The organism is Pedobacter sp. MR2016-19, from assembly GCF_014947265.1.
Lineage (GTDB): Bacteria > Bacteroidota > Bacteroidia > Sphingobacteriales > Sphingobacteriaceae > Pedobacter.
Genome location: NZ_JADCNK010000037.1, coordinates 1 through 20,878 on the forward strand (window position 1 = coordinate 1; position 20,878 = coordinate 20,878).

A 20,878-nucleotide genomic window follows, 5' to 3' on the forward strand; every position below is an offset into this window, starting at 1 on the left:
GATGATACTCGTGATGGTCTGTGAGGACACAGACCACGGATTAGATTTCTCGGCTGCGTTGCTCTGCGCTCTAAATGACGATCGCTTTTGAAGCTTTACCAAAAAATTAATCATTCTTCTACATCCATTCTTGCTCCATTTCACGTTTTCCATCTTACATTTCCCATCGCACCTTCCTACTGTCATTTTGGCAAACAAATCCTTTTGGAACAACCCTTGTTATGCTCGATATAGATTTAAACAATTTATTTACATATGAGCATACAGGAAAAAGGAAATATTTCCATACATACCGAAAATATTTTCCCGATAATTAAGAAGTTTTTATACTCTGATAACGAAATTTTTCTTCGTGAGTTGGTTTCTAATGCAGTAGATGCTGTCCAGAAAATTAAAAGACTAGGTTCATTAGGCCAGTTTAATGGCGAAGTTGGTGCACCATTGGTACAAGTTTCGGTTGATAAGGATGCTAAAACCATTACCATTAGTGATAATGGTTTGGGAATGACGGCGGAAGAGATTAAGAAATACATTAACCAGGTTGCATTTTCTGGCGCAAGTGAGTTTGTAGAGAAATTTAAAGATGCTAAAGATGCCAATGAAATCATCGGTAAATTCGGTTTAGGTTTCTATTCGGCCTTTATGGTTGCAGATTTAGTGGAAATTCAAACTTTATCATACCAGGATGGCGCTGAGCCTGCACGCTGGGTTTGTGATGGAAGTACAGAATTTGAAATTACTGAAGGCACTAAAACTACCCGCGGTACCGATATTATCCTCCATGTAAACAAAGATTCGGAAGAGTTTTTAGAAGAAAGCAAACTGCAGGAAATCCTTAATAAATACGCTAAATTTTTGCCAGTTCCAATTAAGTTTGGTACTAAAACAGAATCGGTTGAAGATGGCGTAGATGAAGAAGGTAAAGCTAAATATAATGATGTTGAAGTTGATAATATTATCAATACCACTAACCCAATCTGGACAAAAGCTCCTGCAGATTTGTCAGACGAGGATTATTTAAACTTTTACCGTGAATTATATCCTTTTAGTGAGGAACCACTGTTCTGGATCCACTTAAATGTTGATTATCCTTTTAATTTAACAGGCGTATTGTATTTCCCTAAGTTGAAAAACGATTTTGAAATGCAACGTAACAAAATCAAATTGTACTCGCGCCAGGTATTTATTACCGATGAAGTAAAAGATATTGTTCCTGAATTCTTAATGTTATTGCATGGTGTAATAGATTCTCCTGATATTCCTTTAAATGTATCACGTAGTTTCTTGCAGGCTGACAGCAATGTTAAAAAGATCAATAACTACATTACAAAAAAGGTTGCCGATAAATTAGGTGAGTTATTTGCTAAAGACCGTAAAGCGTACGAAGATAAATGGAAAGACATTGGTCTTTTTGTAAAATACGGTATGATTAGCGAAGAGAAGTTTTACGACAAAGCCAAAGATTTTGCTTTGGTGGGAAATACTAAAAACGAACTTTTCACCCTTCCTGAGTATAAAGAAAAGGCATCTCCTTTACAGACTGATAAAAACGGAACAGTAGTATATTTATATACCAATGATGCTGCGAAACAAGATGCGTTTATCCAATCCGCCAATAAAAAGGATTATGATGTTTTAGTGCTGGATTCGCCTATTGATAATCACTTTATTAATCAGTTAGAGCAAAAATTAGAAAAAACATCGATTAAACGTGTTGATTCGAGCGTTGCAGATAAATTAATTGAGAAAGACGAGCAGAACGAACATGTTTTAACTGAAGACCAGGTAAAAGAAGTAACGGCTATTTTTGAAAAAGCCATAACCAAACCAGGGATGCAAGTAGAAATTGTGGCTTTACATCCTGAAGAATTACCCGTAACCATCACTATGGATGAGTTTATGCGCCGGATGAAAGATATGGCTGCTATGGGCGGTGGAATGGGCTTCTATGGCCAGATGCCAGATAATTACAAGGTTGCCATTAATGGAAACCACAAGTTGATCAGCAAGATTTTAAACGCTGATGAAGCAGAACAAAGCACTTTGGCTAAACAAGCGGTAGATTTAGCGCTATTGGCTCAAGGTATGTTAACCGGAGCAGAGTTAACCGCCTTTGTAAGCAGAAGTGTAGAATTAATTTAACAGGAAATCCTGTCATTATTTAGAGGGAGAAACTGAATCAGTTTCTCCCTTTTCTTTTGCTAAAGCGCATAAAAAAAAGTCCTGATCAGATCAGGACTTTTAGATGGAATTTTTTGGGAACTCTTAGATTAAATTAATATTGTTACCTTTTGGCTACTACTTTAGTTTTCTGATCTACATTGAAATAGTCTTTATGATCTTCTATCATTTTAGCAATAGTAGCTGCTTTAGTATCCGTTATTTTAAACTCAAACAATGGCTCTTGATTTTTCTTTGATCTCACCATTTTCTCTGTATAAAAGCGATAAACCAAGCCATTCGTTAGTAAGCCATATTTTGCTTTTGTTTTACGGAAGTATTTGGATAGGCGTGAATCGTGAATATCTAAATTATCGTTGTGGTGTTTACATTCAACGAGAATTGCAGGTTCGCCATCTTTCATAATGGTATAATCAACTTTTTTACTTTTTTTAACACCGAAATCTAAAACAGCTTCAGATTGAACCTCAGAGGGGTCAAATCCCAAGATTTGGATAAAAGGCATAACTAATGCATTCCGTGTTAAATCCTCAGATTGAACTTGTGGAAGCATTTTCTTAATTCTTACGGCAAACTGCCCGATTTCGTCTTTCAATTCCATATTGTTATCTATTTTAGGTAGTTAATTTTTTAAATTATATTGGTTAAATACCGAATTTGCAGTGATAATAATTTGGTCTAAACTTTGTTTGTCAAAAAAGTTTCTATTCAACATATCAACCATATAGGTTAATTTGTTGATGTCATTTGCCTGCATCGTATACTGAAAACTTTTCATGCCATCTTTTATTGCTTGTTGAACGTAATTACGTACAACCAAAAAAGATTTCCTGAACGCATATTCGCCATCTAACTGGCCTTTAGCAGGCTTCTGTCCATCAAGATTGCTATATTCATTTTGCATTCTCTGATACATATCTGAATTGATTCCTTGATTTTTCAGAATCCCCTTGTAGTAGATTTTATTAAGTAAATACTCGTATTCGTTGTTTTTCATGTCGATGCTTGGTAGATGTAGGGAATATGTCTTTGCTTTTGGTATTTCTTTTTTAATATAACCCAGTATTGTATGGCCTGTTTTTAATTTAATTATCTACAGGCTACACAAGATTGGGCAGGCAGATGTTTTCATAATTAGTAGTTTTCACCGCTAATTATTTTGTTTTTGGCAAACAGTTTAAAGATTATAAAAAGAAAGGGTGCAGATAATTTTTTTACATCAACCCCGTAGAATATTACACGAAACCCTGGTTTTTTTTAGACAAAACCGGATATGAGTTTTTTTTGGGTGCAATTGTTAATTCAATTCATTTTTATTTAACTTGCATTCAAATCAAATAAACACACATATTTATACTCATGAATCTAAAATGCGTTGTTATAGACGACGAGCAACATGCAATTGAAGTACTAACTGACCATATTGCAGAAATGCCTGGTTTAACAGTTTTTAAAACTTTTACCAGCCCCGTCCAGGCACTTACTGAGATAAGTATTGAGGACGAAATTGATTTATTATTTATGGATATTGATATGCCGGGAATTAATGGATTGGAACTGGCCAAAAATATCAGAGAAAAGGCAAAATATTTAATTTTTACAACCGCTCATCCCGATTATGCCTTGCAAGCATTTGATGTACAATCAGATCAGTACTTATTAAAGCCTATTTCTTTTGCAAAATTTGCATTAGGTATTGATAGGATTTTAAAAAAGGAATCCACTAACAGTAGTAAAACTACTACGAAAGAAGCTGATCAGGTTGCAGCCCTTTACATCAAAGGCGACCACAAATATGCTTTTTCCAACATCGCTATTGATGAAATACTTTATATCAAAGCATTACAGAATTATATACAGATCATTACTAAGTCTGAAATCCACACGACCTATCTTACACTTAAAGAAATTGAAAAGGCCTTAGAAAGCCACCCTTTTATCCGTGTTAATAAATCGAACATTGTGGCTAAATCGGCAATTAAAAAAGTAGATGGAAATATAATCCGTTTGGTAAATAATGAGATGATACAAATTGGCGAAGGTTATAAAGAAGCTTTCTTCTCCTATGTTCAGAGCAGTTTGTTAAAATCTAACCGGAATCAATAAAATATTAAATTGCATTTAACCAACTGGTAGTTACTACCGAATGGCCCATATCAGTAGGAACAGTAGAGAAATTATTTTTTGCTTTTATATTTTTATAGATGAAAATGGTTTTTCTATTGAGTTTTGTAGTTTTCATAAAATCTTTAAATTGAAAGTATAAATTATTATTAATTAGATCGCATTAATCCAACTGGTAGTTACTACAGATTGACCCATTTCTGTTGGAACAGTAGAAAAATTATTTTGCCCTTTAATGTTTCTATATACGAAAACAGTTTTTTTAGCGAGTTTAGTAGCGATTATTGTTTGTTGAGCTTTCATTGTATTTGTATTTATTGTTGTTAATAATTTTTATTATTAATTTCTGTAAAGGTGCACCAGAAAAACAACTGGCACTATTTTTTTACACAAACCCCGGCTTTTAGAAGATAAAAGGCCAATTTTAATAGATTTAAGAATAAAAAATGACTCTTTTCAACATCAAAACATTCTTTAGTAAGTACAGATTACACTTCATCATTTGGGGCTTTTACATCATTTATGAAATCTTAAGTCTCGGTTTTACAACTAAATTTCAGCCTTTAGGAATCTACTTACTAGTATATATAGCCAATGTCAGTATCTTCTATTCTCACGCATTTTTACTACAGAAAATTACGAGCGAAAAAAATGACTATCTCAAATTTGTCAAGATTTCGCTTTTAATTATATTAATGCTTCTGGCATATATTACTTTAAGTTATATTCTTGTATTGGTATTCGGCAATATGGGTTTGATACCCCACGAATCGTGGAATTTTATTAGTGTCAGATTTATATTATCTTGTCTGTACCGGGCAATTTCATATATAGTATTAGCAACTGGATATGTTTATATTGTTAAATCATTTCAAGACCAAAAGAAAGTAGAAGCACTGGAACGGCAGAACCTGGTTACCCAAATAGAAAAACAGGCTTTAGAGAACGATCTGGTTCAATCGCAAAACAATTATCTGCGCAGTCAAATCAATCCACACTTTTTATTTAATACGTTAAACTTTATCTATAACGATGCCCGCAAAAAGGCACCCATGGCAGCAGATGCGATTATGAATCTGTCAGAAATGATGCGTTATGCCCTAAAACGCCCTGAAGCATCAGAGATGGTTCCGCTGGGCGAAGAAATTGAGCAGATTGAACACCTGATCAATCTCCATAAGCTGCGAACGGCTAATACCATCAATCTGGAACTTGAAGTAACGGGCGATATGTTTGGATTAAGATTTCCACCGCTTATCTTATTAACTTTGGTTGAAAACATATTTAAGCACGGAAATATTTCACACTCTACCCAACAGGCGATCATTAAAATCACTTACGAAGGAGACAAGCTGAATATCAGCACCATAAACATGATTAATGATAATAAAGGCAAACAGACAGAAAGCCATCATGTAGGGATTGACAATATTGGCAAGCGTCTGAGCAGTTTTTATGGTAATGATTATATATTCAGGTATTATAAAGATCCACTTAACCGCTTCATTACAGAAATAGATGTAACTGTAGTTAATCCATTGGCCAGGTTAAACCGCTAAATTTTTGATGCATTTTGACGCTGAATATCTTTTAGTAAAAAATAGTATATAACCATTTCATGCGTTCGCTGATCTTTGTTAAAGAGTCTGTTTACGTGCATATGTATTAAATCGGTGAATAGCTTTAATGCATTTTCAGGCGCACATTGTGTAAGAATCCTGATAAAAGAATCTGAAAACAGGCTAAAGCCCTGCTCCTGTTCTACTGTTAACGCTGTCCATTCTGTTTTTCGAAACTCCTGATAATGAATATTTAATTGTTTAAAATCGGTTGCATCTAACCGATGCTCTTCATTAAAGTTATCAGACATTAACCTCACAACCTTATTGATGGCGGTCTTATCTATAAGGTTAGCTCCGATAATTTTTGCGACCAAAAGGCTGCACAATTTATATTTGTTAAAATCATCGGTCTGGGTTTCTAAAAGCGATACTACAAATGCACTATCTACAGCGAAGTGCCGTTCAACATCTTCAATCATATTACTGCCGTAACGTTCCAGCTCACGCTTGTAGGTTTTAATCTGCACATCAGATACCAAACCTGAGTTTAAAAGCGATTTGAGATCATCCATGAGCCTTGATATTAACAGCTGCCCATCTATTGGATTGTTTAGTTGAATCCTAAACCGGATGTGGTTTCCGTTTTCATTGTAACGGATAAAAAACCACGATTTTACCTGATCTGAATAAGTGGTCAGGAACGGTGCTATGATTTCGGTCAAAATCTGATCACTACGTTGCTGATGGCAATAAATTTCGAAATAAAGCCACTCTTTACCTGGCAGGAAAAATCGGGTTACCCCGGCATTTACTGATGTTTCTACCAAACCACGATAAATTTGCTCATCATGACTTATACTCAAAACAAACTGTGCCAAATAGGGCTTAGCTGTTTCATCAACCACGATACTATTTTGAGGGATGAGTATTTCTTCAATATAAGTACTGCCTTGTTTTTGTACGTATTGTAGAAAAGCATTGATATCATCGTCGCTTTGCAGGGCAAAGCATAAAGTTTGATCGGACATACCGGCTTTAAAATATTCGCTAACGCCTAAATTGTTTAGGTATGATCTACATTCGGCGATGGGTAGCAACTTTTGATCGGGTCCTAACAGGGCTTCTTTTTTAATTTTCCATTTATTACTGCTTAAAACTATATTCTGATATTGTAGCCTTGGGTAATAATCCAAATCAGGGTAAATGGTATCGAGCGGAAAGGAAAGATTTGTTTGTAAGCCTTGATGTTGCAAATCGCACAATAACCTGAATACAGAAAGATCTGAGCGGATGTAGTTGTAGGCAGAAGCCATTCTTGGCACCAGCCGTTTATTTAACTGCTTAGAGCGAAGGATAATCTCTGTACCCCGAACTGAGATTTGTATATCATTTAAAGCAAGTGGCGCGGTTGAGGTATCAAAATTTAATATCGACAATTGATGCCCATAGATTAACTTCCGCCGGTTTACATTATCTACATTGGCTTCTACCATATAGGCCACATCAAAAAACAACACCCCGGGATTTGCCTGCTGTTCTGCGGATGCAATGTCTTTAGCGTACTGCTCTACCTCCCCGGATGCCATGGTAAACCTTCCATTTAGCGCATTTGAGGTTACTCCACCGATCTGTTGTATAAAAATCAAATCATCATGGACAGACATTACCATACTGAATGAATTGGGTAATGCTGCAGTTTTTTGATTCGGTGTTAAGACAAGTTTGTTCAGATAAACTGTTTTGCCTTTCTCAAATTTTTGTTCAGCCAGGTAGGGTTTTAGTGCCGTTCTAATATTTTCCGCCCCTACTTTTTTGGGTGGCTTATTGTTAAAGCGCGTGATAAACCCGCTATTTTGCCCAGATTGCTCCAACTCATCGTATCCTACACCCATTTCAGGATCAAGCGCCAATAAAAGCGGTACCTCCCGATCTTCGAATTTTTTCTTAAACCGAACCTGGAACTGGCTAAGGGCATCACGATCTTTAGCAGGCATTATATTATGAAGCATACTGATCAAACCTGGAATGGCCTGAAGCGAACGTTCATTAATACCACCAGATAAAGCTATGCGTTCCGCGATAAGGTATTTTGGTAACTCAGCCGCATTAGCAAGCCCTAATCGCTCAAAATAATCATCTCCGATAATATTGGGATCGTAGTTGGTAAAAATAAGCTGTAAATCGTGCATATCCTGCAGCATACCAAACAGTCCCTCTACCTCAGTATCACTTAAATTTAACTGTTTTACCAGATCATTAAGCCTGAGTGGCTTTAGGCAAGCAGTTAATATTTGTATTACAAAATCGTCCTGATCCAGCTCTGCCAGTTCGAAAACACCATCAGTACAGGCTATATAGCGGATACTATTGGGTGTTAAATAATAACTGCTGTTACTAAATATGAGGCAGTTCTTTTGCAACAGATCTGCCAAAGGCAACTGAATATTATTTTTATGGGGCCAATCAATCAGTTCCCGTACCTTTAGCGCTTCTTCAACTACTATTCTGCTTTCGGATGGTTTAATGGCATTATTTAACAGACTAAAACTGGCAAAAGTGCCATAAGGGGTCGCTCTGAATTTCGCACGGTTAAAATATTTCCAGATGGTAAAATAAACCTTAGGTGGAAGATCTTTGAGTTCGTTTGCCTTTACTTCTTTTATGGTTTCGTAAAAGGCTGCGGAAGATATTGAAATGGCCAGTTTTAATTCCTCCCAACAATCTGCCAGTTCGGATTGATATGAAAATTTAGGTGTTCTAAAAATTACGGTTGGTTGGATATTCAGCTTCATTGTATTTAAATGATGCGTGAAAATTACAAAGATTAATTTAAAAAGTTATCAATTGACAGTTTTCAGTTTACAGCTAATTGCAAATTGCCAACTGAAAACTTTTTATGCGGTTAGTAGGGATTTACACCACCCTCATTAACCAAGGATCTTTTTCATTTAGTGGATTGAAAATCCACAGCACAATAGGTCGGGATTACAAATCCCAACCAGCACAACAAAAAAGCCATCTTCTTTTTAGGAAGATGGCTCGCAGAAATGTTAGTATATCTTATTTTTTAGTTACTTTAAATTCTGTTCTTCTGTTTTTAGCTCTTCCTTCAGGATTATCTTTTTTCTTGCGTTTTACAATAATTTCGTTTGGCGCAATCGGCATCGATTCTCCATATCCTTTAGAAGTCATTCTGGCAGCGGCAACTCCTTTACTTTCTAAATAATCTGTACAAGATTTCGCTCTTCTGTTAGATAGGTCTAAGTTGTACTCATCTGTACCAATATTATCAGTATGAGAACCTAGTTCTATTTCCATTTCAGGATTATCTTCCATAATCGGGATCAGGAAATCTAATACTTTTTTAGAAGGCTCGGTAAGTTCTGTACTGTTAAATTCGTAATAAACATTATCCAAAGTTATCGGGATACCCAATTTGAAAGGGCTTAAGCAATAATCTTTATAAATCAAGGTATCTGCCTTTGCCAGTTCTTCGTAAACGTAATTTTTAGTAATTGAGAAATAATTATCTTTTGCAAAAAGCAATTTGACCGGTCTTTTCGAATCTACTTTAAAACTGTAAATCCCATCGGTACCTGTAGTTATTTTCTGCAATCCTTCTGCATTTGTTAAAGTTACATTGGTACCTGCCAAAGGCAATTTAGTTTTACAATCGGTTAAAAGGCCTGCAACAGAAAGGTATTCTTTTTTCACTTCAAACACTTCCAAACAGCACGATGATTCGCGATCAGAACTAATGTATCCTTTTGTTCCTTTATCATCAGTTGCAGTAAAGTAAAGATCATCTTTTGATGAGTTGAACGGATAACCGAGATTTTTAGGCTCAGACCAATTTACCAGATCGCCCTCTGACTCAAAAAAATCAAGGCCACCGAAACCAATACGTCCGTCGGTACTAAATAATAACTTTTTGGTTAATGAATTGTAATACGGTGCACGTTCGTCATCTTCGGTATTAATGGTTGATCCAAAATTTACAGCCTGCCCTAACGAACCATCTTCCCGCAAAGCACAATACCAAAGGTCGAATTTACCATAACCACCACTTCTATCAGATGAGAAAAGAAGGAATTTACCATCGCTGGTCACAAAAGGTTGTGAAGAATTAAAATCTCTACTGTTTACCTGTAAACCAACGGGTTGTGGATCTGCCCATTTATCACCTGTTTTTTTAGAAGAGTAAATCGCATATTTTTCTTTATCCTTCCAGGCGGTAAAATACATCGTATTTCCGTCAGGGGTAAAAGTAACCGCAGCAATTTCCATGTTTTTAGGGAAATTGATATCGATTTTTCTTACTGCTATATCTGCCGAAGCTAATTCGCCTTTAGCTGCATAGATATTGTTGATGAATGGATTGGTTTTAGTTGATACCTGAATTTCTCCTGCATCTGTTTTAACCATATCTTTTTTATTCCCCACAGCAACCGGACGTGATGAAGTGAAATATAATTCGTTATTGATTTTAACGGGCGCATAGTTAGATCCTAAACCATTTACATTGGCTGGTACTTTTTTAACCTGTACTATACGTGGAAAGCGCATTTCTTCGATTGCAAACTTACACGACTCAATTTCCTTTTGTGCTTCTTTAGCCAAAGCATCGCCAGGATTTTTCTGGATAAACTGCTGAAAAGCATCAATAGCCGGATTAAATTTTTTATTTGCCCTTAAGCTTTCAGCATAATAATACAGCGCCTTTCTAAAACGTGTATTCGTAAAGGTTATCGCTATAGCATAATATTTTTCAGCCTCGTTAAATTCCCTATACAGCCTGCTAGATTCTGCAAGGTTATAAATCGATCCTTCATAATCTTCTATCACTTTATCATCAGAGGCTACTTTTCTTTCTTTACCATATGGTAAAATGGCCTGGGTACTATCGCCGGTAATTTTTAAGGCTTTTTTATAAAAGGTAGATGCTGCATAATAATCCTTATTTTCGAAATAAGTATCTGCAACTTTTTTATAATTTACCACATACTGTGCGTTTGCAAAACCGCCAAATGCCACTAACAAAAAGAGTAATATTTTTTTCATCTTTCTAAACTTGTTTTCAATGGTGATGAAACTATCCTGGTTTTAAAGCATAATAGTTTCATTTGAATAATTATAATCGTGGACAAAAGAAGTTTGGACCAATGATACCGTTACGGCCAATTAACGAGATGGAAAGCTCTAAACCACCGTTACTGTTGGAGGCGCGGTTAAAAGTAGAGGTATTTACATCATAACTTAAGCCGAAAACCATGTTATTTAATTGTAAGCCAACAAAGGCAATTGCTGCATCTTTATTGCGGTAGTTACCACCAAATAAAATATTTGCGGATGGATTAACGTTAAGCTGTGCATAAGCACCCAACGAAACTTCGTTTGTATTACCCTGGTACATAAACAATGCATTAGGCACAATATCCAACAACTCCGAAGCCTTGATTCTGGCCCCACCATGAACAGTAAAACGCACCGGAATACGTGAATTTGAGCCAGAGAAACGATCCATGGGGCGGTTTAAGTGTGCTGCACTTGCGCCTAAGAAAACATTTACACTTTTGTTTGGATTACCATCGAAGAACATAATACCTGCGTTTATATCAGGAACCAGCGATGATTGAGAAGAAAGCGTTTCGCTATTTATCATACCACCATCATAACCTGAAACTGGATTAAACTGATTGCCGAACCTGGCCTGAGAGAAATCGAAACTACGGTTAATTATACCCGCCTGTAAGCCAAAGTTCACCATCTGCAAGCCTTCGGCACCAAACCGCAAACGGTACGAGCCCGATACCAGGGCAGAGAGGTAGTTAAAATCCAGCTCTCCAGCCCTTTGATTTAAAATGGTTGCACCAAATGCCAGGTTCTTTTTGGGAGCCATATCAAAAGATGCTCCACCTGTTAAAAAAGAACTGTTTAGCGCACTCCACTGTTGTTTAAAGTTTACAGTTGCACGGTAATCGCCATCTATTACCCCCGTTAATGCCGGGTTAAGGTATAACGGATTTGCATAGTATTGTGAAAAATGCGGATCAGTTTGCGCAAAGGACTTGGCTGTACACAGCAGCAATCCCAGCACTGCAACATATACTTTTAAAGCCGAAAGTATTTTCATGGTCTTTGATTTTATCTGTTTATTATTAATCATCTTCTTATCTAATCAGCGTTACTGTACCTTTTCTCATTGATGTTGTTCCATTGTTGAATGTAATATCAACCATGTACACATACACACCGATTGGCTGATTTACACCTTTAAAGGTTCCATCCCATCCATTTGCTACATTGTCTGATTGGAATATCAATTGACCCCATTGAGTATAAATACTCATTTTCGCACTTGATATGGTATTACCGTAGATTAAGAATATATCGTTTTTACCGTCGTTATTTGGTGTAAATGCATTTGGTATGTAAATCTGATCTTCAAAAGGATTAGCTGCTTTGCCAGTTGCTGAACCGTTCTGACTGGTTTCACACTCGGTCTGACCTTTTGCCCTTACCAGGATACTTACGTTTTGATCTGGTTTCAGACCTGATACCAGGTAAGTTGTTCCGGTTGCCCCACCTGTAGGATTGATCCAGGTTAAACCATTATCTAATGAAACCTGGTATGCTGTAGCACCTGCAACCGCAGCCCATGCAAAAGTTACACTGTTTGATGTAGTATTTTGTACAACGACTACTGGTTTATCTAATACCGGCAGTACTGTTACTGTAACTCCTGTTCTTGCTGGACTGGCACAGCCACCTACTGCTACTGCCTCTACATAATAAATTGTAGTAGCACTTAAGTTTGGTGGGGTAAAAGTTATACCTTCTGCCAATACCGCTCCGCCTGAACTTGCAGCGTACCATCTGTAAACTAATCCTGTTACCGGGTTATTTACAGTTAATATCGTTGAGCTACCTGAACAAAGTGTTCCATTTGCGGCTGTTACTGATGCTGGCGCAACTGGTACTGGTAGGGCAATTACATTTACCGGTGTTCTTGATGATGAGATACAGGTGCCATTTGCTCCTTCAACATAGTAAGTGATGTTTGCATTAACCGCAGGTGTTGTAAAGTTTACACCTGTTCCGGCCAATGTTCCACCTACCGCTGCTGTATACCAGTTATACATTACACCTGTTTGAGGGCTTGTAACTGTTAATGTAGCTGAGCTTCCTATACATACATTAACTGATGTTGATGCAACTGTTGGTACAGTTGGTTTAGCGTTAACTGTTACCGTTACTTTAACACGGCCTCCGTTGTTGTTACACCCACCTGTTCCGATTGCTGAAATATAGTAATCTGTTGTTGCAGCTAAAGCTGTTACATTGAATGTAGTACCAGTAAATAATAAATTACCTCCAACTGCTTCATCGTGCCATTCGTAAGTAACACCTGTCTGTGCGTTGGTGACTGTTAGTGTGGCCCCATCACCTGCGCATATGCCTCCATTTGGAGCAGATACTACCGGGCTGCTTGGCAACGCATTTACAGTAATGGCTACCGCTCTTGCTGTAGCTGCAGTATTTTCACATTTATTATCGCCTTTAACAGTTACATAATATGTTGTGCTTGCCATTAACACCGGGGTAGTAAATACCGGGCCTGTAAACGCTACTGTATTTAGCGCCGCATCGCTATACCATGTAAATATTGGATTGGTTACCGTTGTACTTGTAGCAGCCAATGTCGCTGCTGAGCTGGCACATATCGATGTTGATCCGTTTACGGCTATATCTGTTGCCGCAGCAATTGGATTAACAGTAATGGTTACTGTTTTCGCATTAGCGGCAGTATTCTCACATTTATTATCGCCTTTAACTGTTACATAATACGTTGTTGTAGTGGTTAATACCGGCGTGGTAAATATGGGTCCGGTAAAGGCAACATTTGTTAATGAAGCATCTCTGTACCATGTAAATACAGGGTTGGTAACTGTTGCTGAACTGGCATTGATTACAGCTGTTCCAGAACCACATACACTCGCTGGTGTAGATAAGGTAATATCTGCCGTTGTTGCGCCTGCATTAACATTTACGGTAACCACTTTTGCATTTGCAGCAGAACTTTCACATCTGTTATCACCTTTTACTGTGAGGTAATATTTAGTGGTTGCGGTTAACGCTGATGTATTAAAGGTTGCGCCTGTAAATACTGGCGTTGTTAAAGCAGCATCGCTGTACCATGTAAATACCGGGTTAGTTACTGTTGTTGTGCTGGCTACCAAACTTGCTGATGAGCCTGCGCAGATCGTTGCATCAGCCGCGATAACATCAGTTGCCGAGGCTACCGGGTTAACTACAACATTTACAGATTTAGCCGTTGCTGCGCTGTTTTCGCACTTATTGTCTCCTTTAACCGTTACATAATAGGTGGTATTGGCTGTTAATGTTGGTGTCGTAAATACTGCTCCTACATAAGCCACGTCAGTTAAAGTTGTGTTGGTGTACCAGGTAAATATCGGGTTGGTAACTGTTGTACTACTTGCCGTTAGTACTACTGCAGATCCTCCGCATATGTTGCTTGATCCATTTACCATAACATCACTTGCAACAGCTATTGGGTTAACTTTTATGGTAACTGTTGCTGCATTTGCTGCAGTGTTTTCACATCTGTTAGTTCCTTTTACGGTTACATAATAAGTGGCTGTAGTGGTTAATACCGGCGTAGTAAATATTGGTCCGGTAAAGGCAACGCTTGTTAATGAAGCATCATTATACCAGGTAAATATTGGATTGGTTACTGTTGTTGAGCTTGCATTAATTACAGCAGTACCCGATCCACACACTAAAGCTGGTGTAGATAAAGTAATGTCTGCGGCAGTTGCACTCTGATTCACATTTACCGTTACCTCTTTTGCAGTAATACCTGAGTTTTCACATTTGTTATCACCTTTAACTGTAACATAGTATTTAGTTGTTGCGGTTAATACCGGGGTAACAAATGATGTACCTACATAAGCTACCGAAGTTAAAGCAGCATCATTATACCAGGTAAAAACTGGGTTGGTTACTGTTGTCGTACTGGCTACCAAAGTAGTGCCCGATCCTGAACAGATGTTTGCATCATCAGCTGTAATATCGGAAGCAGTTGCAACAGGATTAACCGTAATGGTAATTACCCTTGCAGTACCAGGTGCATTTTCACATTTATTATTACCTTTTACAGTTACATAATAAGTGGTTGTGCTGGTTAATGCCGGCGTAGTATAAGATGCACCAATGAAACTTATATTGGTTAAGGCGGCATCACTGTACCAGGTAAATACCGGGTTAGTTACTGTTGGCGATGTTGCACTCAATACAGCAGATGATCCCGCACAAACTGATGTGCTTCCGCTAAGGATAATATCAGTAGTAGTGGCCAATGGATTAACCGTTACAGTTACCGCTTTAGCATCTGCAGCACTGTTTTCACATTTGTCGGCACCTTTAACAGTTACATAATATGTAGTTGTGGCTGTTAATCCGGTTAAGGTAAACGTTGGGCCAGTAAATAACACGCTGGTTAACGAAGCATCGCTGTACCAGGTAAACACTGGTTGGGTTACCGTGGTGCTTGAAGCCATTAACATTACGGTAGAACCTGAACAGATTTGGGCATTGCTCACTGCAATATCAGCAGCGGTAGCAAAATCCTTAACAGTTACGGTAACTACCTGAGCGTTGGCTGGTGAATTTTCACATTTGTTATCACCCTTAACAGTTACATAATAAGTAGTGTTTGCATTAAGTGCAGGTGTAGTAAAACTAGCGCCAACATAGGCTACTGTAGTTAAAGCAGCATTACTATACCAGGTAAATACCGGGTTAATTACTGTTGTGGTTGAAGCAGACAGTGTCGCTGTAGATCCTTTACAGATTGAGGTAATTCCGTTAATGGCAATGTCTGCATCAGTTGCTACCGGATTAACCGTAATGGTTATCGGTTTAGCGGTTGCTGCAGTATTCTCACATTTATTATCCCCCTTAACTGTTACATAATAAGTGGTTGTGGCATTAAGCGTTGGCGTAACAAAGCTAGCACCGGTAAATGCTACAGTTGTTAAAGCTGCATCACTGTACCAGGTAAACACCGGGTTGGTTACGGTTGTACTTGTTGCATTTAAAGTAACTGAAGCGCCACCGCATATGGTATTCGTTCCCGCTAAGTTTATATCAGCCAGAGTGGCAACAGGGTTTACTGTTATCGTAACCTCTTTTGCATTACCAGCTGTGTTTGCACATTTATTTGTTCCACTAACAGTAACATAATATTTGGTAGTTACACTAATGGCTGGTGTATTAAATACTGCACCTACAAAAGCTACCTGGGTTAAAGCAGCATCGCTATACCAGGTAAATACCGGACTTGTTACTGTTGTACTGGCCGCAGTAAGTACTGCTGTTCCAGAAGCACACAACGATGTAGTTCCGGTTATTGTTACATCGGCAGCAACTGCTGATGGATTAACGGTTATAGAAATTTTAGCACGTGTAGAGTTTGAACAGCCCGCTCCACTTACGGCTTCAACATAATAATCGTATGTTCCTGCTGCGAGTGATGCAGATGTACTAAAGCTACTGTTGTTGGTTACCAACATATTTCCGGCTACAGCCGCATCGTACCAGTTATAAGTTACTCCTGTAACGGCTTGCACACTTAAGGTAGCAGGTGAGCCGATACAAGTTGTGGCTGGGTTGTTAGTTGATGGAATCGGCGCTACTGGTGGAGTTAAAATAGTTAGCGTTACTTTAGTTCCCGGAGTCTCACAACCATTAGCAGTTGCCGTTACTGAATAAGTATAAGTTCCGGCAGTTAAGGCCGGATCTGTTGTGAAAGTTGCCCCATCTTTTCCTGTCTGATAAGTTGAGCCTAAGTACCATTTGTACACTACGCCTGCTTGTGGGTTCTGCACACTTAATGTTGCGGATGAACCTTGACAAGCACTTGCCGTAACAGCATTAACTGTTGGCGTGGTGATTACACGTTGTGCATAATCTAAATTAACAGATGTTAGTGCCCCTAACAAACCAGAACTTAATCTCAGTTCTGCTCCATCAAATTTACTGGTTGGAACGAAAGTTAATATTGCAGATGTACCGCCAGATAATAATTTTAAGCTAATTAATGGGTTAGCAATAGAAACCGCATCGTTATTGCTGGTTGTACCCTGGAAAGTAGTTACGGTTAAGTTATTTAATACTCCTGCCGAAAGCAATGTTCCTGGAGTGGTAATTTTCACTCTTAAGGTATCGCCTACATTTGACAATCCTGTAAAACCAACCTGATGATAAACAGATGCACCAAGTAATCCCACTGGGATAACCAAACTGGATCCTGTATTAATATCATTATCAACCGCAAAAGCAGGGTTGAAAACACCGGCTAGTACAGCTGCCCCAGTCACGCCACTTGCAACTGTTGTTGTAGCTGCTCCACAAGGCGTAGTTACCGGTGTACCATTAGGAATTACAGTAACCGTTACGGTTGCCCTGCTTGTTGCAGTACATCCTCCAGGTATGGTAGCCTCTACATAATAAGTTGTTGTTGCACTTAATTGTGGTGTCACATACGTTTCACCAGTAAACACCGGAACTGTACCGTTTGCGGTAGTGTACCAGTTAATGGTTGCACCTGCTGTACCAGAAGTTGCCTTTAATACCGCTACAGCACCTTCACTGATGGTGATAGATGGCGGTGTAATTACCGGAACATCAATGGTTCCTAAGATAATTTTACCTTCTGTTCTTGCTGATGAAGAACCACAGCCATTAACTGCTGCAACAAAATAACTGGTATTGGCAGTAATTAAAGGTGTTGTAAAGTTATCGCCAGTGAATACTAAGTTTCCCCCTACCGCAGCATCGTACCAGTTATAGGTTGTACCTGCAATTGGATCTTTAACCTGGAAGGTAGCTGATGTATTCGGACAGGTATTAACTGATGCCGAAAGCAGATTAGGTGTTACCGGTGCAGGGTTTGTAGTTACGGTTACAATTGTTTTATAGCTTACACAACCTGTTGCAGAAACTGCAGCAACATAGAATTTAGTATCGCCTGTTAAAACTGGGGTAGTAAAGATAACACCGTCTTTACCGCTTAGGTAAGTACCAGTAGCATCGTACCACCTGTAGGTTAAACCTGCTGATGGATTACTTACCTGCAATTGAGCGGTTGAGCCTAAACAAGCAGTAACGTTAGCAGCTGTTACGGTTGGCGCAAGCAAAATGCGTTGTGCGTAATTTAAATTGATCGAAGTTAATGCACCCAATACACCTGAGTTTAATCTTACTTCTACTCCATCAAAAATATTAGTTGGAACAAAAGTGATCAAGGCCTGTGTATTACCGCTCAACAACTGAACATTTAATAAGTTATTGTTTAAAAATTGCGAATCACCATTGCTGTTCGTTCCAACATAAGTAGTAATTGAAGCGTTCCCTAATAACGACAGTGATAATAGTTTTCCTGGCGATGATACCAATATACGCACGGTATCACCAACAGTAGATAGTGACCCAAAACCAACCCTCTGATAAACTGATGCTCCAAGCGCTCCAACAGGCATAACCAATGAAGATGCGGTTTGGGTATCGTTATCAATCGCTAAAGCTGGGTTAAATACACCTGATAATAAGGCTACGCCTGTAACACCACCAACTTGTGTTGTTGCGGCTTCGCATGGTACTGGGTTTGGCGATCCATTACCATCAACGGTAATGGTCACCTGAACACGGCTTGCCGAAGTACAACCATTGGTAGAAACCGATTCTACATAATAAGTTGTAGTAGCAAACAATGGCGGTGTAACATAAGTAGCACCTACATAAACAGGTATAGTTGAAGTATTAGAATTATACCAATTGAAAGTATTGGTTGGATCTGCAGAACTAGCGATTAAAATTGCAGTTTGTCCTGCACCCACTGTTGATGAACTTGCATTTACTACAGGTAACACCGGACGAGGATTAACTGATACCGCAGCTGCTGCACGTGCAGCACTTGTACAGTTTCCTTGTGATGCTTCTACATGATAAGTAGTGGCGGCTGTTAAGGCCTGAGTTTGGAATACTGCGCCTGTGAAAACCAGGTTTCCACCTACCGCAGCATCGTACCATTTATAGGTTACTGCAGCATCTGGATTGGCAACTGATAAAGTTGCTGATGATCCCTCACAAACATTGGCAATTGTTGCCAATACTGGTGTGGGTAATGCTGGTGTAACGGTTACAGTTACCGGAACTCTTGTTGTGTTTGGACAACCTGCTTTACTTACCTGAATATAATAAGTTGTAGTAGCAGTTAATGCTGGTGTAGTAAATGTTTCGCCAGTGGCTAATTGTGTGCCACCAGTTGCGGCATTGTACCAGGCTAATGTCGTACCACCATTTGCTGTTGCAGTTAAAGTTGCCGTACTTCCTGCACAAATGGTTTGTGCACCCGCTGTTACCGTTGGATTAGGATAAATTACAGTAGCACCATAAATATCTAAACTGGTTAATGCCGATACTAATGCCCCAAAGCTTACCTGTACCCTATCGTAAACACCTCCGGCTAAAATGGTAGCCGCGAAACGAGAACCTGAAAGTAATTGAAGATTTAATAATGATGAATTTAATTGAACTGATCTAACCACTGTTGATCCGTTCAATACGTTTACAGTAACATTACCCAGTGCCGTTAAATCTAATAAACCACCTGGTAAAGCTAAATCTAAACGGATGCTATCAGTTGCAGTTCCAGCGTTAGGAAAAATTAATTGCTGGTAACCTGATGAACCAACACCTACTGACAACGATATTCGGGTAAAGTTAGATGGATCTGCATCAGTAGAGTTTCCGGCTCCGGTTATTCCGCACAATAAACAAATTCCGTTTATACCTGTGTTTTGCGAATTAGCAGCATTACATGCGGTGCCACCACCGTTGTTTAATACAGTAACAGTTACTGGTACGCGGCTTGCACTTTTGCAACCGCTGGCATTTGTAGTCTCTACATAATAAGTAGTAGTTGCCGATAATATTGGGGTAGTAAATGAAGTACCAGCACCTACCTGTGTTCCACCTGTAGCAGCATCGTACCATTGAATGGTATTTCCAGCATCTGCTGTTGCCAATAAGGTAGTAGATTGACCTGCATTAATTACCTGGTTGTTCGTAGTTACGGTTGCGGCAGTTGCTGGTGGGTTAACAGAAACATTAACCGCAGTTCTTGAACTTACAGCAGTTCCTGATACTGCCTCAACATAAAATACGGTTGGAGCGGTTACTGCAGGAGTTACAAAAACACCTGTGTTATTCGTAAACAATGGTGTACTGCCGGTAGAAGCATACCAGTTATAGGTTACACCAGCTTGCAAATTGCTTACACTTAGGGTAGCCGGACTTCCAGCACAAACAGTTGCTGCAGCAACCACTGGTGCATCAACCGTTACAGTTAAGCTATAAGTTGTTGTTGCTTTGTTTCCGTTTGCGTCTGTTGCAGTTAAAGAAATTGAAAAGGTTCCACCTAAAGTTGGTGTTCCTGTAATTTCTCTTGTTGCGGTATTGAAACTTAATCCTGGAGGAAGGTTTGAAGCTAAGTAAGTATATGGTGCTGTTCCACCGGTTACCGCTGGCAAAGTTTGCGTTGGGTAAGGTGTACCTACAATACCGTTTGGTAAAGTAGCACCTGGTAATGTTAATAAACCTATTACTTTAAGTGCATAAGTATTACTTGCTGTTCTGCCCTCACTATCTGTAACGGTAAGACTGATAGAATAATTTCCGGCCTGTGTAGGCGTTCCGGAAACTGCTCTAGTTGCGGGATTAAAAGTTAACCCTGCCGGAAGATTGCTTGCTACATAAGTATATGGGCCAACGCCACCGGTTGCCGATGGCAAGGTTTGCGTGGCATAAACTGTTCCTTCTGTTCCATCAGGTAAAGTTGCTGCCGGTAACAATAAAGGATCAACTACTACAATTGTATAGTTATTGGTTGCTGTTTTTCCATCGGCATCAGTAACCGTTACCGGTAT

11 protein-coding genes are annotated in these 20,878 nt (G+C 38.8%); 3 read left to right on the top strand and 8 right to left on the bottom strand.

The window, feature by feature from the left end; all coding sequences use genetic code 11:
• The first annotated feature begins 255 nt into the window (after positions 1–255).
• On the top strand, positions 256–2,142 hold the full coding sequence (gene htpG / locus IM793_RS24325; RefSeq protein ID WP_227256379.1) for a molecular chaperone HtpG: 1,887 nt from the start codon (positions 256–258) through the stop codon (positions 2,140–2,142).
• Positions 2,143–2,284: 142 nt separating this feature from the next.
• On the opposite strand, the gene IM793_RS24330 is transcribed toward htpG, so the two are convergent.
• Together IM793_RS24330 and IM793_RS24335 are read right to left on the bottom strand one after the other, a co-directional pair.
• Positions 2,285–2,782, bottom strand: a complete 498-nt coding sequence (locus tag IM793_RS24330; protein WP_193426054.1) for a type I restriction enzyme HsdR N-terminal domain-containing protein — start codon at positions 2,780–2,782, stop codon at positions 2,285–2,287.
• Positions 2,783–2,803: 21 nt separating this feature from the next.
• On the bottom strand, positions 2,804–3,178 hold the full coding sequence (locus IM793_RS24335; protein ID WP_193426056.1) for a hypothetical protein: 375 nt from the start codon (positions 3,176–3,178) through the stop codon (positions 2,804–2,806).
• A 362-nt stretch (positions 3,179–3,540) separates the two neighbouring features.
• Between IM793_RS24335 and IM793_RS24340 the strand changes: the two genes are divergently transcribed.
• Complete coding sequence (locus tag IM793_RS24340; RefSeq protein ID WP_193426058.1) at positions 3,541–4,287, top strand: LytTR family DNA-binding domain-containing protein; 747 nt, start codon at positions 3,541–3,543, stop codon at positions 4,285–4,287.
• 4 nt (positions 4,288–4,291) lie between these two features.
• On the opposite strand, the gene IM793_RS25055 is transcribed toward IM793_RS24340, so the two are convergent.
• Both IM793_RS25055 and IM793_RS24345 read right to left on the bottom strand, forming a co-directional pair.
• Entirely contained in the window at positions 4,292–4,423 is a 132-nt protein-coding gene (locus IM793_RS25055; RefSeq protein ID WP_255512141.1) for a hypothetical protein, read from the bottom strand.
• Between the two features lie 35 nt (positions 4,424–4,458).
• Positions 4,459–4,608, bottom strand: a complete 150-nt coding sequence (locus IM793_RS24345; protein ID WP_193426060.1) for a hypothetical protein — start codon at positions 4,606–4,608, stop codon at positions 4,459–4,461.
• A gap of 392 nt (positions 4,609–5,000) precedes the next feature.
• Between IM793_RS24345 and IM793_RS24350 the strand changes: the two genes are divergently transcribed.
• The gene (locus IM793_RS24350) at positions 5,001–5,864 is read left to right on the top strand and encodes a sensor histidine kinase (protein ID WP_193426062.1); all 864 of its coding nucleotides are present in this window, start codon (positions 5,001–5,003) and stop codon (positions 5,862–5,864) included.
• Here the strand turns inward: IM793_RS24350 and IM793_RS24355 are convergent.
• From IM793_RS24355 to IM793_RS24370, 4 genes are all read right to left on the bottom strand, one after another.
• Complete coding sequence (locus tag IM793_RS24355) at positions 5,861–8,659, bottom strand: lantibiotic dehydratase (RefSeq protein ID WP_193426064.1); 2,799 nt, start codon at positions 8,657–8,659, stop codon at positions 5,861–5,863. The genes IM793_RS24350 and IM793_RS24355 overlap by 4 nt on opposite strands.
• Before the next feature lie 268 nt (positions 8,660–8,927).
• Positions 8,928–10,928 carry an OmpA family protein gene (locus IM793_RS24360; RefSeq protein ID WP_193426066.1) on the bottom strand — a complete coding sequence of 667 codons (2,001 nt, stop codon included), beginning with the start codon at positions 10,926–10,928 and terminating at the stop codon, positions 8,928–8,930.
• A 70-nt stretch (positions 10,929–10,998) separates the two neighbouring features.
• Complete coding sequence (locus IM793_RS24365) at positions 10,999–12,000, bottom strand: PorP/SprF family type IX secretion system membrane protein (protein ID WP_227256380.1); 1,002 nt, start codon at positions 11,998–12,000, stop codon at positions 10,999–11,001.
• 37 nt (positions 12,001–12,037) lie between these two features.
• Positions 12,038–20,803, bottom strand: coding sequence for a gliding motility-associated C-terminal domain-containing protein (locus IM793_RS24370; protein WP_227256381.1), 8,766 nt, complete (start codon positions 20,801–20,803; stop codon positions 12,038–12,040).
• Positions 20,804–20,878 lie beyond the last annotated feature (75 nt).